Annotated in this window: 15 protein-coding genes; 5 read left to right on the top strand and 10 right to left on the bottom strand. The window is 69.2% G+C overall.

Annotated features, from left to right (window positions below; genetic code table 11):
* Window positions 1-11: 11 nt before the first annotated feature.
* Window positions 12-923: an NAD-dependent epimerase/dehydratase family protein gene (locus QSK35_RS37150; RefSeq protein ID WP_285752408.1), complete on the bottom strand. Its 912-nt coding sequence runs from the start codon at window positions 921-923 to the stop codon at window positions 12-14.
* A gap of 100 nt (window positions 924-1,023) precedes the next feature.
* Here QSK35_RS37150 and QSK35_RS37145 point away from each other — a divergent pair, with 100 nt between their 5' ends.
* A complete protein-coding gene (locus QSK35_RS37145; RefSeq protein ID WP_285752407.1) occupies window positions 1,024-1,713 on the top strand; it encodes a TetR/AcrR family transcriptional regulator in 690 nt (229 codons plus the stop codon).
* Here QSK35_RS37145 and QSK35_RS37140 read toward each other — a convergent pair.
* Entirely contained in the window at window positions 1,710-2,258 is a 549-nt protein-coding gene (locus QSK35_RS37140; protein WP_285752406.1) for a TetR/AcrR family transcriptional regulator, read from the bottom strand. The genes QSK35_RS37145 and QSK35_RS37140 overlap by 4 nt on opposite strands.
* An 85-nt stretch (window positions 2,259-2,343) precedes the next feature.
* Here QSK35_RS37140 and QSK35_RS37135 point away from each other — a divergent pair, with 85 nt between their 5' ends.
* Window positions 2,344-2,769, top strand: a complete 426-nt coding sequence (locus QSK35_RS37135; RefSeq protein ID WP_285752405.1) for a tautomerase family protein — start codon at window positions 2,344-2,346, stop codon at window positions 2,767-2,769.
* A gap of 5 nt (window positions 2,770-2,774) precedes the next feature.
* On the opposite strand, the gene QSK35_RS37130 is transcribed toward QSK35_RS37135, so the two are convergent.
* Genes QSK35_RS37130 through QSK35_RS37120 form a run of 4 tightly spaced genes read right to left on the bottom strand, consistent with a single transcriptional unit; the run spans window position 2,775 to window position 3,966 of the window.
* Complete coding sequence (locus tag QSK35_RS37130; RefSeq protein ID WP_285752404.1) at window positions 2,775-3,020, bottom strand: hypothetical protein; 246 nt, start codon at window positions 3,018-3,020, stop codon at window positions 2,775-2,777.
* Window positions 3,017-3,538, bottom strand: a complete 522-nt coding sequence (locus tag QSK35_RS37125; RefSeq protein ID WP_285752403.1) for an RNA polymerase sigma factor — start codon at window positions 3,536-3,538, stop codon at window positions 3,017-3,019. The genes QSK35_RS37130 and QSK35_RS37125 overlap by 4 nt, the downstream gene beginning before the upstream one ends.
* Complete coding sequence (locus QSK35_RS42790; RefSeq protein ID WP_352244188.1) at window positions 3,535-3,636, bottom strand: hypothetical protein; 102 nt, start codon at window positions 3,634-3,636, stop codon at window positions 3,535-3,537. The genes QSK35_RS37125 and QSK35_RS42790 overlap by 4 nt, the downstream gene beginning before the upstream one ends.
* A 12-nt stretch (window positions 3,637-3,648) precedes the next feature.
* Window positions 3,649-3,966 (bottom strand): RNA polymerase sigma factor, encoded by a 318-nt coding sequence (locus QSK35_RS37120; RefSeq protein WP_285752402.1) that lies wholly within the window; start codon window positions 3,964-3,966, stop codon window positions 3,649-3,651.
* A 329-nt stretch (window positions 3,967-4,295) separates the two neighbouring features.
* Between QSK35_RS37120 and QSK35_RS37115 the strand changes: the two genes are divergently transcribed.
* Genes QSK35_RS37115 through QSK35_RS37105 form a run of 3 tightly spaced genes read left to right on the top strand, consistent with a single transcriptional unit; the run spans window position 4,296 to window position 7,794 of the window.
* Window positions 4,296-5,144 (top strand): HalD/BesD family halogenase, encoded by an 849-nt coding sequence (locus QSK35_RS37115; protein WP_285752401.1) that lies wholly within the window; start codon window positions 4,296-4,298, stop codon window positions 5,142-5,144.
* An 8-nt stretch (window positions 5,145-5,152) separates the two neighbouring features.
* The gene (locus tag QSK35_RS37110) at window positions 5,153-5,998 is read left to right on the top strand and encodes a class I SAM-dependent methyltransferase (protein WP_285752400.1); all 846 of its coding nucleotides are present in this window, start codon (window positions 5,153-5,155) and stop codon (window positions 5,996-5,998) included.
* Window positions 5,995-7,794, top strand: a complete 1,800-nt coding sequence (locus QSK35_RS37105; RefSeq protein WP_285752399.1) for a choline/carnitine O-acyltransferase — start codon at window positions 5,995-5,997, stop codon at window positions 7,792-7,794. Before QSK35_RS37110 ends, QSK35_RS37105 begins: the two co-directional genes overlap by 4 nt.
* On the opposite strand, the gene QSK35_RS37100 is transcribed toward QSK35_RS37105, so the two are convergent.
* The 4 genes from QSK35_RS37100 to QSK35_RS37085 form a co-directional block, all read right to left on the bottom strand.
* Complete coding sequence (locus QSK35_RS37100; RefSeq protein WP_285752398.1) at window positions 7,795-9,669, bottom strand: nitrate- and nitrite sensing domain-containing protein; 1,875 nt, start codon at window positions 9,667-9,669, stop codon at window positions 7,795-7,797. It abuts the gene before it with no gap.
* 123 nt (window positions 9,670-9,792) lie between these two features.
* Complete coding sequence (locus QSK35_RS37095) at window positions 9,793-11,562, bottom strand: CocE/NonD family hydrolase (RefSeq protein ID WP_285752397.1); 1,770 nt, start codon at window positions 11,560-11,562, stop codon at window positions 9,793-9,795.
* Between the two features lie 122 nt (window positions 11,563-11,684).
* A complete protein-coding gene (locus QSK35_RS37090; RefSeq protein ID WP_285752396.1) occupies window positions 11,685-12,797 on the bottom strand; it encodes a fatty acid desaturase family protein in 1,113 nt (370 codons plus the stop codon).
* 6 nt (window positions 12,798-12,803) lie between these two features.
* Window positions 12,804-13,859, bottom strand: coding sequence for a ferredoxin reductase (locus QSK35_RS37085; protein WP_285752395.1), 1,056 nt, complete (start codon window positions 13,857-13,859; stop codon window positions 12,804-12,806).
* Between the last annotated feature and the right edge of the window lie 3 nt (window positions 13,860-13,862).

The raw sequence follows: 13,862 nt of genomic DNA, 5'->3' as shown, positions 1-13,862 counted from the left end.
CCGTGCCACCACTAGGACAACAGGTGGGCGGTCTCGCGCAGCGACTCGTCGATCGGCTGCGGCTTGAGGCCGAACGTCGCAGTCGCCGCGGTCGAGTCGAGGACGAACGGCCGCGCGAACTGGTAGTGCGTGGCGCGAAGCTCACGCACCATCGGCGAGAACAGCCCGACCGTCCACAGCACCGGGTACGGGATGGCCGACAGCTTCGGCGCCGCGACCCCAGCAGCCTCGGTGAACCGGGTCGCGAGCTCACGGATGGTCAGCGGCGCCTCCGTCGGCACGTGCCACGCCTTGCCCCACGCCCGCTCGTCCCCGGCGGCGGCGACCAGCAGCGCCGCCACGTCGTTGATCGACGTCCAGCTGTGCGGCACGTCGAGCGCGGCCGGTGAGTAGGCCCGTTTCCCGGCGAGCAGCGGCTTGCCCAGCGCGAAGGTCAGGATCGAGTTTGCCTGGATGTAGTCACTGCCGCGCACCTCGGTGGCCCGGATCCGGCCCGCTTCGTGCGCACGCAAGGCGTCGCGCCACATGTCCGCGCGGAGGCGGAGCTTCGGGTGCGTGGCGGCGAGCGGGGTCGACTCGGTGATCGGGCCGGTCACCTCGCCGTATCCGTACAGGTTGCTCGTGGTGGCGAGGACCGCTCCGGTGCGTTCGGCGGCCGTGAGCAGCGCCGACGCGAGCGGAGGCCAGTCGGTCGGCCACCGGTGGTACTGCGGGTTCGCGCAGTTGTAGAGAGCGACGGCCCCCTCGGCGAGACCGGTCAGGCCTTCCGCGTCGGTGGCGTCCGCGGCGATCCGCTCGACCCCAGGGTGCTCGGGGCCTGCGCCGCGGCGGCTCACGATCCGAACCCGCTCACCGCGCTCGGCCAGCAGGGTCGCGGTGGCGGATCCAACGGCGCCCGCGCCGACGATCACGTGCGTTGACATGGGAACTCCTTGCATGACGAGAGCAGTGCTCTCTCATCAGAGCACCCGCTTGGCGTCGAGTCAAGAGCAGTGCTCTCGAATGTGTGCAACAATCTCGCCCATGGCAGCCGGCTCCATCCGGGCGCGCGTCCGCGCCGAGATGATCGACGAGATCAAGGCGATCGCCCGCAAGCACCTGGCCTCCGACGGCGCGAACCTGTCGCTGCGCGCGGTCGCCAGGGACATGGGCATGGTCTCGTCGGCGATCTACCGGTATTTCCCCAGCCGCGACGACCTGCTGACCGCGTTGATCATGGACGCCTACAACGCGCTCGGCGCCGCGGTCGAGCAGGCCGACGACACGGTCGAGGACCGCGCGGACCTGCGCGGCCGATGGCTGGCCGCGTGCCACGGGGTGCGGCGGTGGGCGCTGGCCAACCCGGCCGAGTACGCGCTGCTCTTCGGCAGCCCGGTGCCCGGTTACGCGGCGCCGCAGGACACGATCGCGGCCGCGTCTCGGACGCCGCTGACCTTGATCCGGATTCTTGAGGACGGTGTTTCTCGCGGCCTGCTCAGCGATCCCGGTCCCGACTCACTGCCCGACGGCGTGCGGACCGACCTCGACCGGCTGCGGGAGTCGACCCTGCCGGACGTGCCGTCGGCGTTGCTGGCCCGCGGCACGGTCGGCTGGATCCACCTGTTCGGCGCGGTGAGCTTCGAGTTGTTCGGTCAGCTCAACAACGTGATCGAGGCGCGCGAGGAGTACTTCGACCACCAGATGCGCCTGGCGGCCGACCTCGTGCTGGGCTAGCGCGTCGCCGCGCGCACCAGGTCTTCGAGCTGGGCGCCGACGCGCTCGAGCGGGACCGCGCTGCGCTGAGCGCGGCAGAGCACGACGGCGCCCTCGACGGACGCCACGATCAGGGTGGCGAGCTGTTCTGCGTTCTCGGCACCGTGGCTTCGCAGCGAGTCGGCGAGGATCTCTTCCCACGTGCTGAAGGCGTCGGCGGCCGCGGCGAGTGCCGTGCTGTCCGCCTCGATGGACACCGCGACGACCGTGCACCCCGCCTCGAAGTCGTTGCCGGTGATGATCTCGCGCCACAGGGCGAGGAACCCGCGCAGCCCGTCGACGGGCCCGGCCTTCAGCTTCGCGCGCAGGATTTCGGCGACGGTGTCGCTCGCCCAGCGCACGGCCTCGGTGGCGAGCTGCTGCTTGCCGCCCGGGAAGTAGTGATAGGTCGACCCCAGCGGCGCCTGGGCGTGTTTCGCGACCTCACGGATGCTCGTCGCGTTGAGCCCCCGGCGCCGGAGCATGTCCGCCGCTCCGGCGACGAGCTGTTGGCGTGACTGGGTCATCGGGCGTCCTCGGTTGACTATAACGATCGTCATAGCATAACGTACGTTTCGTTATAACACCCGTCATAACCCAAGGAGAGCCGCCATGCCGATGATCGAGTTGACCGCACCCGAGGGCGCACTGACGGCCGGCGGACGCGAGAAGATCCAGAGCGAGCTCGCCGCCGCGCTGCTGCGCTGGGAGGGCGCGCCGGACTCGGCGTTCTTCCGCGCCAACGCGTGGACCTACCTGCACGAGCTTCCCGCCGGCGCGCAGGCGACGCTGGCCGACGACGCGCCCCGGTTCCGGGTGGACGTGACCGTGCCGCAGGGTGCGTTGTCCGACAAGCGGAAGGCCGGTCTGGTCGAGGAGGCGACTCAGCTCGTGCTTGCGGCGGCTGGACTTCCCGCTGATGACGCGGGCCGCGTGTGGGTCCTCTTCCGTGAGCAGCCGGAGGGCACTTGGGGTGCTGGGGGCAACATCATCCGGGTCGCCGACCTCGCCGCGATCGCCGCGCGGGACAAGGCCTGAGCCGTTCAACGCCGGCGGCGCGCCCTCAGGGCCACGCCGCCGGAGGCGACCGCGGACAGCCCGCCGAACAGCCACGCGGCGCTCGGCGCGTGCGCGGCGAGTACGACGACCGCGGCCGCCAGGACCAGGACGACCAGCACGATTCCCGCGAGGGCCCAGCGCAGTAACAGCACCGCGTTGCGGGTGCGGCCGTCGTCGGCCACCACGTAGCCGACGAGGCCGTGCGGGTACGCCTGGCCGGTGTCCTTCATGGCAGATCCGCCCTGGACGCGGACTCGCCGAGGCGGATTGTCGCGCGGAAGCCGGGCCTGTGGCTGCGAACGGCGGCGTCAAGGCCGAGCATGATGGCGGCCCGTTGTTCGTCGGACAGGTGTGCCATCCGCCGTAGCAGGATGTCCAGGCTCTCGGACTCGGAAGCGTCGGTGTCATGAGCTGCTTGACGCTGGCGTGGCGACAGGTAACTGGCCGCCATCAGGCGCTCGACATAGTCAGCGGCGTCGACGCCGCCAATGCGATCCCAGTGCTCCAGTGCACGCAGCAGTACATCCTGGACCAGGTCTTCGGCCAGATGCCGGTCGCCGGTCAGCGAGGTCGCGTACGCCAGCAACGACGGCAGCTGCGCGATCACGAAGTTATCGAAGGTCGTCCGCGTTCGTTCGCTCGCGGACACGCGCCGCTCCACGTCCTCACGGGCCGCGCCCAGGTCGTAGTCGGCATACCGCTCGTCCAGATCGGCCGCGACGCGTCGCACCATCTCGTCGAACGTCACCGCGTCACCTCCGTTCGGCTCATGACCTCGAGTCGTTGCCGGGCCAGGGAGATGTTCGACCGCACCGCCGACTCACTGATGCCCAGGTACCGCGCGATGTCCGCGGTCTTCTACTCGAGCAGGGCGTACAGCGCCAGACACTCCGCCTGCCGGTCGGGCAGTCCGGACAACAGGCGCTGGAAGTCCAGCCGTGCGACGACACCCGCCACTTCGTCAGGTACGGGCCGGTCCTCGATCTCGCCGACCAGCGAAGGGTGGCGGATTCGTCGGCGCCAGAAGTCCTTCAGTGCGTCGCCCAGGACCTTGAACGCGAACGCCTCCGGGACCTCGGCGGCCCGCAGCGCCGAACGCCTCCGGTACAGCGCAACGAACGTTTCGCTGACCACGTCCTCCGCGTCGTGCCGGGACAGGCCGCGCAACTGGCGCATACTGCAAGAACTTCACGCGGTGGAGATCGTGGAACGCGACGAGGTCGCCATCCAGCCGGCCGCGAGCACTCGCACTGGTCACGATCACCTCACTCCACCGGGCCCCGGCTCACCGTCCACCCGGTATGCCGTGCGCGGGCGGTCAGATGTCCAAGCAAACCCTGAACATCACCTGTTCGTAGTAACGGTCAGGTGATCCCCGACGACGGGTAGGCCGGGAATGGAGTAATTGAATACCGCCGAATGCGCGTCGTGGCTCATCTCACAAATGGCTTCGCGGTGTCGATTCAGTTGAACAGACTGTCTCAATCCCCGACAACGGAGGTGGGATGTTCGACGACGTCGTCAACGTGGCGGATTATCCGCTGACCGAACCGGGCAGTGCGGCGTGGGAAGACGTCGTTTCGCGGACCCGCCAGGAACTGCACACCGTCGGCTGCACCGTCCTGCCCGATTTCATTCTCCCGGCCAGGCACGCGGACTTGCGCCGGGAATGCGCGGACATCGCTCCCCTGGCGTATTACGACGTCGAGACGGTGAACGCGTACAACATCGCCATCGACACGCCGCTGCCAGCGGACCACCCCGGTCGCATCACAATGGAACGCGGTAACGCGTTCGTGGCGCGCGACCGCATTCCCCGCGACGCGATCATCCACCGGCTCTACACCAGCGAGGTGTTCCAGCGGTTTGTCGCCGCCTGTTTCGAGCTGCCGAAACTGCACGAACTGGCCGACCCGCTGTCCGGTCTCGTCCTGAACGTGATTCCGCCCGGCAAGGCGCATCCGTGGCACTTCGACACCAACGAGTTCACCGTGAGCATGCTGACCCAGCAGCCGGAGGCGGGCGGCGAGTTCCAATACTGCCCGAACATCCGGTCGGCCGCCACGGAGAACCTCGACGACGTGCGGGCGGTGCTGACCGGACGGGGTGAGGACCTCGTTCGGGGGCTGCGGCTGCGTGTCGGCGACCTCCAGTTGTTCAAGGGCCGATACTCACTGCACCAGGTGAGCACCGTCCACGGAGACCGGGCGCGGCACACGGTGATCTTCGCCTACAGCGAGCGGCCGGGGGTCATCGGCAGTGTGGCGCGGACGCGGCAGCTGTTCGGCCGGGTGCTGCCCGAGCACCTCGCGGCGGAGGACAACGCCGTGCGGGTCGACGAACGACTGGACTAGGGAGACACGTGCGATTCGACGCCACTGGGAAAGTGACGCTCGACCACATCTACACCCAGCCCGATCCGCGCGCGTACTTCTCCGCGCTGCGCGGCCTCGACTACCAGATCCCCCAGTTGGCCAAGCCGTACTTCGCCGCGCTGATCGACGAGTACCGCGAGGCACGACAGGTCGACACGCCACAGGTGGTCGACATCGGCAGCTCCTACGGCATCAACGCCGCGCTGCTGCGGTGCGACGTGACGATGGACGACCTGTACGACCGCTACTGCGACGCCGACGACCTGAGCCGCGCCGCGCTGCTGGCCAGTGACCGCGAGCTGGTCCGTACCCGGACCGGGGCGCGCGCCCGGTTCGTGGGCCTCGACATCTCGGAGCCCGCGCTGTCCTACGCCCGGCAGGCCGGGTTCCTCGACGACACCGTGCACGCCGATCTCGAACGGTCCGAACCCACGACCGGTCAGCAGGCCTGGCTGGCGGACACCGATCTGGTCGTCTCGACCGGCAGCCTGGGCTACGTCGGGGCGAGCACGCTGTCGCGGGTCGTCGCCAGCAGCAACCGCTCTCCGTGGATGGCGCATTTCGTGCTCAGGATGTTCCCGTTCGACGCGATCGAGGAACGCTTGTCCGGCCTGGGGTACGACACGATCCGGCTCGACGGCGTGTTCCGGCAGCGCCGGTTCATCTCGGCCGAGGAGCAGTCCCGCGTGCTCGACACGCTGTCCGGCGTGGGGGTTGATCCGACCGGCCTGGAGACCGACGGCTGGTTCTACGCTCAGCTCCACATATCGGGTCCGCGCGACGGCACGGCCCCGCGTTTCCTGGAAACCTTCCAACGGGCGAATCTGAGGTGACCGTGAACAACGGCGAGGTGTGGTCCACGCGTACTTTCGGCAACGAGGACCGGCTGCCGCGCGTGCCCCTGCCCACGCTGGAGGACAGCTGCGAGCGGTTCCTCGGCTGGTGTGCCCCACTGCTGACCGCGGACGAGCTGGAGACCACCAGGTCCGCCGTCGCGGAGTTCCTCGAACCGGACAGCCCGGCCCGCACGCTGCACGCGGCGCTCGAGGACTACAACGCGCAGGACGGCGTGCGCAGCTGGCTCGACCAGTTCTGGCCGACCCGGTACCTGGGCCGCCGCGACCGCATCGCGCTCAACGCGAACTTCTTCTTCCTGTTCCAGGACACCGGTCGGAGCCAGGAGCAGCGCGCGGCGGCACTCATCGCCGCGGCCGTCGCCTACAAGGTGCGGCTCGACGCCGAGCTCGTGCCACCGATCCTGCAGCGCGGGGTTCCGCAGTCCATGGTGCAGAACAAGTTCCTGTTCTCCGCCACCAGGATTCCCCACGCCGTGCAGGACACCGCCCGCACGCAGTTCCCGTCCACGGCCCGGCACATCGTCGTGTTCTTCCGCGGCAACGCCTTCCGGATGGACGTGTTCGGCCCGGACGGTCAGCCGCACGACATCGACGACCTCGTCGGTGGCCTGCAGGCGATCGCGAAGGCCGGCGCGGTGCGGGCCACGCACCCGGCCGGGCACCTCACAACCAAGGCACGCGCCGAGTGGGCGGCCAGCAGGCAGCAGCTTCTCGCGGGCAACGCCGAGGCGCTCGACACCATCGAGACCGCACTCTTCTGCGTGGCGCTGGAGGATTTCGCCCCGGCGGACACGCTCGCGGCCTGCGACCAGCTCCTGCACGGCGACAGCGGCAACCGGTGGTTCGACAAGGCCGTCACGCTGATCGTCTTCGCGGACGGCCGGGCGGGCATCAACGTCGAGCACTGCGAACTCGACGGCACCACCATCCTGAGCTTCGTCGACTCGATGCTGGGCACGCCGACCGAGGAGCACCTCCGCACGTCGGGTGCCACGGCGCAGGGTCTGCCCGCGATCGAGCCGATCGAGTTCGTGCTCTCCGACGAGCTGCGCGACGACGTGCAGGCGGCGGCCGGCGCGTTCGCGCAATACGCGGCGGACACCGCGACGGTCACCCTGTCGTACGAGAACTTCGGCCGGGACCGCGCCAAGGAGCTGCGGATGTCACCGGACGGCTTCGTGCAGATGGCGTACCAGCTGGCGCACCACCGGGCCAAGGGACTCGTCGGCACCACGTACGAGTCGATCGCCACCCGGCAGTACCAGAACGGTCGCACCGAGGCGATGCGCGTGGTGACGCCCGAGGTGCTGGAGTTCGTGTCCATTATGGACGATCCCGGCACGGACGCGGCCACCCGCAGGGCGGCGTTCCGAGCCGCCGCGAACAAGCACATCGAGCGGGCCAGGGAGTGCTCGGTCGGGGACGCGCCCGAGCAGCACCTGTGGGAACTGCAGCTGATCCAGAAGCGGCGCGGTGCTGAGCTGGGGGTGACGGAGCCGCTCTCGCTGTACGAGACGCCCGGCTGGCTGATCATGCGCGACGATTATCTGAGCACCAGTTCGGCGCCGTCGGTCAACATCCAGTACTTCGGCTTCGGTGCGACGAGCAACAAGTGCATCGGCGTTGCCTACGTGCTGCTGCCCGATCGCTTCAACGTCTACCTCAGCACGCCGCGAGCCGTGTCGGAACAGATGTACGGCTTCGCCGACCGGCTGACCGAGGCCGTGCGGGAACTGCAGGAGCTGCTCGCGGCGGAGGACGAGACCGGCTGATCACTCGGGTGACGGGGGCAGGGGTAACTCGCAGATCAACCGGAGACCCCTTTCCGTGTCAACGGATTCGGACAGGACCCCACCGAGGAGGGCGACGCTCTTCCTGAGGTCGACCATCTCGTCACGTCCGAGGCCCGGTGCGCCGGTGTCGTCATGGGACACCACGACTCTCAGCACCTGGCCGAAGTCGATCGTCACGTCCACTTCGGCAGGGCTCGCCCGCCGAAGTGCGGACGTGACCACGTTACGCACCACCAACTCGATGGCGGCTACCACGTCGGCGGGAGTGAGTCCCTTCTCGTTGCCGTTGATGCTGACCTCCAGGATGATGTCGTCGCCGTCGACGAGCTCGGTGACGGCCTTCACCAGCCGATGGCGCAACGACTCCGTCGGGTCCACGTCCTGCAGTTCGAACACCATGGCGCGCAACTGCCGCACCGTCCGGTCCAGCTGAGCGATCACGTTGTACACGCGGATACGTACGCGCGAGTCCGTGATGGCGCTGAGCACGCCCTCCAGGTTCATCCCCATGCCGACGATCGCGTGGATGACCCGGTCGTAGAGATTGCGGGCGATGCGGTCGCGGTCGGCGAACACGTCCTTCCTGCGCTGCGCCTCCTGGTTCTCGGCCACCATCACCGCACGCGCGGCCTGATCGGCGAACGCGGCCGCGTCGTCGGCCTCCTCGTCGGTGAACCGAGCGGCTTGCGGCTCTCGGACGCACACCAGCAAGGCGTGAACGCCCGCCCCGACGCGCAGGGGCACCAGCACCGCCGGCCCGAACGAACCCCGCAGCCGGTCGCCCAGATCGTCCAGCACCAACGGCACATCACCGGCCATGGCAGCCGTGACCCAACTGTCCTCGATGGCGGGCCACAGCCTTTCCAACTCCTCGGCGGCCGGGCCCGCCGAGGCGACCAGCGATCGCGCGGACCCCTCCGACCTCAGGACCACCACACCCGCCGAACTCGTGAGGCCGGCCGCCTCGCGGGCGAACAGCTGCCACGTCTCCCCCGCGGTCGCGCCGGTCAGCAGCGTCGTGCCCGGATCGACCGGCTGTCGCCGTCGCCCGCGCCGGGTGTATAGCAGGAACTCCGCACCACCCGTTGCCAGCCCGGCCGCCAGACACAACGCGAGGCCGCGTGCGGAGGCGCCTTGCAGCCGCTGTGCTTGTTCGGTGATGGTGCGGCCGAGCGACATCTGCGCCTCCCGCAGCTCATCGACGACCTTGGTGGCGACGTTCCACCAAACCCTGGGATCCACCTCCAGCCGGCCCTGGTCGTGCAGCGCGTGCAGCGCGCGGGTTTCGTAACCACCCGCCTCCGCCGCCGCATCGCTGTCCAGAACCGAGTGGAGTACGGCCCGTTGGTCGCCGGTCGTCAACCGGTCGAAGTCCGCGAGGCGGTCCTGCCGGTTGGTGCGGATGGCGACGAACCGGGTCGCCTCGTCCGCCGTGAAGGTTCCCGCCGCGAACACGCCGCTGAGCAGGCCGCGCAGCTGCGCCGTCGCCTCCTTGATGTGAGCCACCGTCTCGAGCGCGCGAACAGCCTGCCGCAGCGTGGGGTCGCCGATGCGGTCGAAGCCGCTGATCTGCTGGCCGAGCAACGAGATGCGGTCGGTGACCTCCTGGAACTCGGCCGTCGGCGGTGACCGGCCGGCCGTCGCCGCGGCCAGCATTTCCATGCCGCGTTCGCGCTGCAGGTCATGGATCTGCCGTTGCACGTCCTGAGCGTCCGACACCGCGTCGATGGCGACCTGCGCGGCTCGAAAGTCGTTGAGCCGCCCGGACATCGCTACCGCCGTCAACGCCAGCGTAGCGGCGAGCGCCGCCAGCAGGGCGGTCGTGGAGTTCACCCGGCTCAACAGGTTCCGCACCGGGACAGCCTCCGACTCTCGGCAACGGGTTGACCGTCGGCGAGGCCGGAGGCGTCCACAAGACAGCGAACGAGTGATGTTACCCGTTGCTCCATCGGTGCCCGGAACTGGCGGCGCCCGGCGTCAGGTGGTCACCACTCCCCCCACGACCGGCAGCACGGCCTTGCTGATGCCCAACGACAGGTCCAGCGCGAGGCCGGCGGCCCCGGTGTCCCGGCCGATGTAGCCGCTGTGGTTGGTCACGATCACGATGCCGATCCGGTGCCCGGCCGGGATGACGGCGTCCTTGGCGTGCATCCGCCAGGTGACGTCCACGGTTCCATTGGCAGGCAAAGGAATCGGTGCCTCCAGCGACTCGCGGTTCTTGGCGTCGATGGCACCGCGGGACAGCATGGTCGCCGTGACCGCGCGCACCGAGACCTTGGGCGGCCGGGCGCATCCCGTGCGGTCCCGCAGGTCCGACTGCGTACAGGTCTCGGTCGACAACTGCAGGGGCGTGCGGTCGGTCATCGTGGCCTGGGTGCTCGGACCGTAGTCCACCAGCAACGCTGTGAGCGGAGTCGAGGCGCGGTTCGACGCGACTCGGGCGGTCAGGCGGACTTCGCCGGACAGCCTGGCGGCTTGCTTCAGCGGCGCCGTCACGTAGACGAGCCGGCGCGCGTCAGGCACCTCGGGGTTGGCCATCATGGCGGACTCGGTGAGGTTCGTGTTGTCCGCCAGGCGTTGCGTCTGACCGGTACCGGTGGGTGCGGCGGTCAGCGAACCGGCGAACCCGCCGGCCGCCGGGCCGAAGAACAGGGTGGTGTCCTTGGTGCCCGGCTGCGGCCAGGAGGCGTGCTGCTCCCAGGACCCGTTGGGGCGCTGGATGTCGGCCATCGGCTCGCGCATGATGCCGTTGTCGATGCCCTTGAGCCAGTAGTCCATCCACAGACCCATCACGCGCTGCCATTCGGCCTGGCGGATCGAGATCGGGTCCAGGTGGCCGCCTCGGTGCAGCCAGATCTTGCGCGGCACGTTGCGGTCGGCGAGCTCCTGCCACCAGCGGCCGAAGTGCGAGGTCTTGACGTTCCAGTCGGCCTGGCCGTGGACGACGAAGACCGACGCGGTCACGTTCTGGGCCGTCCGGCGGTAGTCGCGGGCCTTCCAGAAGGCGGAGTAGTCGTAACTTTCGTCGCCGTCCTCGCGGGCCAGCCGGTCGAGGACCGCCTGGCACTTCGGCTTCTGCGCGGCGCTGATCACGTAGTTGGCGAGCCAGGTCTCGTAGTTGTTGGTGTGGCCGCTGTAGCCGATGCCCTGGTCGCGGGAGTACTCGTACCAGCTGGAGATCGCCGCGATCGGCACGATCGTCTTGACGCCGGGGATGCCGGCCGCCGCGGCGGCGTTGGGCAGGGTTCCGTTGTAGGAGACACCGAGCATGCCGACGTTGCCGGTGCTCCAGCTCGCGACCGCGGGCCGGCCGTCGGCGTAGAACGCCTTGGCGCGGCCGTTGAGCCAGTCCACGACCGCGCGGACGCTCGCGGTGTCCTCGGGGCCGCCGGTGGTCGGGCAGCCGGTCGAGCGCGAGGTGCCTTGCATCTCCACCTCGACCACGGCGTAGCCGCGCGGCACGAAGTACTCGTCGTACCACCGCTTGAAGCCGCGCGGCGCGTTCGTCGCCAGCTCTTCACCCAGCCCGTAGTAGGGGCTGGCCTCCATGACGATCGGCACCTTCCCGGCCGCGTCCGGACGCATCACGTCCGCGGCGATCCGGTCCGGCTTGCCGTCCGTGTCACTGTCTATTGTGGACTCGACATACACCGTCTCGGTGATCGCGGCAGGCGCCGCGTGAGCGGTGGGCGTGATGATCGTCGCGGCCGTCAGCAGGGTGGCCGCGACGAGGATGACCCTTCGCATGAGATCCTCCGTCGGAGGGCCCGGTCCAGCAGCAGGGATACAACGGGCGGGCCCTACGAACGGATCTCACCGAATCCGGCGGTGTCGCCGGTACGGCCGAAAGGTCCGAACAATTACCGGTTTCAGGCGGCGACGAGCTCCCGCTCGGGCTCCGGGGTCTTGACCTTCTTGTTCGGCAGCGAGAGGCGGAAGACCTTGCGCCACGCAGAGAACACCTGCCTGGGCAGCGACCCGGTGACGTACTGCAGCTCGTACTTGTCGAACAGCCCGCGCACCTTCACCGCGACCTCGGCGTACCGGTTGCTCGGCAGGTCGGGGAACAGGTGGTGCTCGATCTGGTGCGACAGGTTGCCGGTCATGATGTGCATCAGCTTGCTGCCGCTGATGTTCGCAGAGCCCATCATCTGCCGCAGGTACCACTGGCCGCGCGTCTCGCCCTCGATGGAGCGCCGCTCGAAGACCTGCACGCCCTCGGGGAAGTGACCGCACATGATCACCGAGTGCGTCCACAGGTTGCGGACCAGGTTCGCGGTGAACGTCGCGGCGAGCGTGGTGAGGAACGACGGGCCGGACAGCAGCGGGTGGATCACGTAGTCCTTGAGCACCTGCTTGCGGATCTTGCGGCCGACCGCCTTGGCCCGCGCGCGGAACTCGGGGCGGTTGCGGCGGCGCTTGTGCAGGTTCTTGCCGAGCTCGAGGTCGTACGCGGCGATGCCGTACTCGAAGAAGCACGCGTTGATGAAGTTCCACAGCGGCTGGCCGAGGTGCATCGGCTGCCACTTCTGGTCCTCGTCCACGCGCATGATGCCGTAGCCGAGGTCGTTGTCCTTGCCGATCACGTTGGTGTAGGTGTGGTGCAGCTCGTTGTGGGAGTGCTTCCACTGGTCGGCGGGCGAGACGTGGTCCCACTCCCACGTGGTGGAGTGGATCTTCGGGTCGCGCATCCAGTCCCACTGGCCGTGCAGGACGTTGTGGCCGATCTCCATGTTCTCCAGGATCTTCGCCACGGACAGGCCGGCGGTACCGATCAGCCACGCGGGCGGGAAGAGCGAGAACAGCAGGACGGCCCGGCTGGCCAGCTCGAGCTTGCGCTGCACCGAGATGACCTTGCGGATGTACGCGGCGTCGCGCTCACCACGGCTGGCCATCACCTCGTCGCGGATCGCGTCGAGCTCGCGGCCGAGCTCCTCGATCTGCGCGGCGGTCAGGTGGGCGGTGGGGTCGATGGCGGTCATGTCGTCCTAACGTTCGATGTCGCAGGGGCCCGCCGCGGCGGACACACAGGTCTGGATGAGGACGCCGGGCTCGGCCTCGGTGATCTCGCCGGTGCGCAGGTCGCGGACGGCGCCGGCCTTCAGTGGCGTGACGCAGCCGAAGCAGATGCCCATCCGGCAGCCGGACGGCATCAGCACGCCGGCCTCCTCGCCGACGTCCAGCAACGGCGTGGCGCCGTCGGCGTCGACGGTCTTGCCGGTGGTGCTGAACGTGACCTCGCCGCCGTCACCGGCGACGACGACGCTCGGGCGGAACCGTTCCGTGTGCAGGCGGTCGGCGATGCCGTGCCTGGCCCAGTGCTCCTCGGCGGCGTCGAGCAGGCCGGCCGGGCCACACGCCCAGGTCTCGCGCTCGGCCCAGTCGGGCACCAGGTCGTCGAGGCGGGCGATGTCGAGCATGCCCTGGGTGTCGGTGTGCAGCTCGATGAGGCGCAGCGCCTCGTCGGCCGCGAGGTCGTGCAGGTCGGCGCGGAAGATCACGTCCTGCGGCTTCGGCGCGGAGTGGACCAGGACGGCGTCGTCGAACGAGCTGTCGCGCAGCATGCCCATGACGGGTGTGATGCCGCTGCCCGCGGTCAGGAAGAGGACCTTGGCGGGCTTGTCGGCCGGCTGCACGAAGTCGCCGGTCGCCTGGTCGAGCTGGATGACCGTGCCCGGCTTGATCTTGCGGACCAGGTGGTTGCTCACCTTGCCGTCCGGCATCGCCTTGACCGTGATCGTGATGCGGCCGTCGGCGCGGTCGCGCGGTGACGTGACCGAGTAGGCCCGCCACAGGCGCACGCCGTCGACGTCGACGCCAACGCGGACGTATTGCCCGGCGACGTGTCCGCGCCAGCCGCGGCCCGGCTTGATCACGATGGTGGCCGCGTCACCGGTCTCGGGGTGCACGGCCTCGACGCGGCCGCGCAGGTCGGCACCTGCCCGGAGGGGGTTCACCAGGTCGAGGTAGTCCGACGGCAGCAGTGGCGTCGTGACCAGCTCCAGCAGTTTCCACGCCCTGCTGCGGAGGGCGGTGTTCGTCATGAC

Source organism: Lentzea sp. NBRC 105346, assembly GCF_030269605.1.
GTDB lineage: Bacteria > Actinomycetota > Actinomycetes > Mycobacteriales > Pseudonocardiaceae > Lentzea.
Note: the sequence above shows the minus strand (reverse complement) of the source record. Positions and strands in the feature narration are given on the sequence as shown.

What these genes read in the sequence shown, in the direction of transcription:
- QSK35_RS37150 (WP_285752408.1), bottom strand. Translation starts at nt 923, where the DNA reads ATGTCAACGCACGTGATCGTCGGCGCGGGCGCCGTTGGATCCGCCACC.
- QSK35_RS37085 (WP_285752395.1), bottom strand. Translation starts at nt 13,859, where the DNA reads ATGACGAACACCGCCCTCCGCAGCAGGGCGTGGAAACTGCTGGAGCTG.
- QSK35_RS37095 (WP_285752397.1), bottom strand. Translation starts at nt 11,562, where the DNA reads ATGCGAAGGGTCATCCTCGTCGCGGCCACCCTGCTGACGGCCGCGACG.
- QSK35_RS37135 (WP_285752405.1), top strand. Translation starts at nt 2,344, where the DNA reads ATGCCGATGATCGAGTTGACCGCACCCGAGGGCGCACTGACGGCCGGC.
- QSK35_RS37140 (WP_285752406.1), bottom strand. Translation starts at nt 2,258, where the DNA reads ATGACCCAGTCACGCCAACAGCTCGTCGCCGGAGCGGCGGACATGCTC.
- QSK35_RS37120 (WP_285752402.1), bottom strand. Translation starts at nt 3,966, where the DNA reads ATGCGCCAGTTGCGCGGCCTGTCCCGGCACGACGCGGAGGACGTGGTC.
- QSK35_RS37090 (WP_285752396.1), bottom strand. Translation starts at nt 12,797, where the DNA reads ATGACCGCCATCGACCCCACCGCCCACCTGACCGCCGCGCAGATCGAG.
- QSK35_RS37130 (WP_285752404.1), bottom strand. Translation starts at nt 3,020, where the DNA reads ATGAAGGACACCGGCCAGGCGTACCCGCACGGCCTCGTCGGCTACGTG.
- QSK35_RS37115 (WP_285752401.1), top strand. Translation starts at nt 4,296, where the DNA reads ATGTTCGACGACGTCGTCAACGTGGCGGATTATCCGCTGACCGAACCG.
- QSK35_RS37145 (WP_285752407.1), top strand. Translation starts at nt 1,024, where the DNA reads ATGGCAGCCGGCTCCATCCGGGCGCGCGTCCGCGCCGAGATGATCGAC.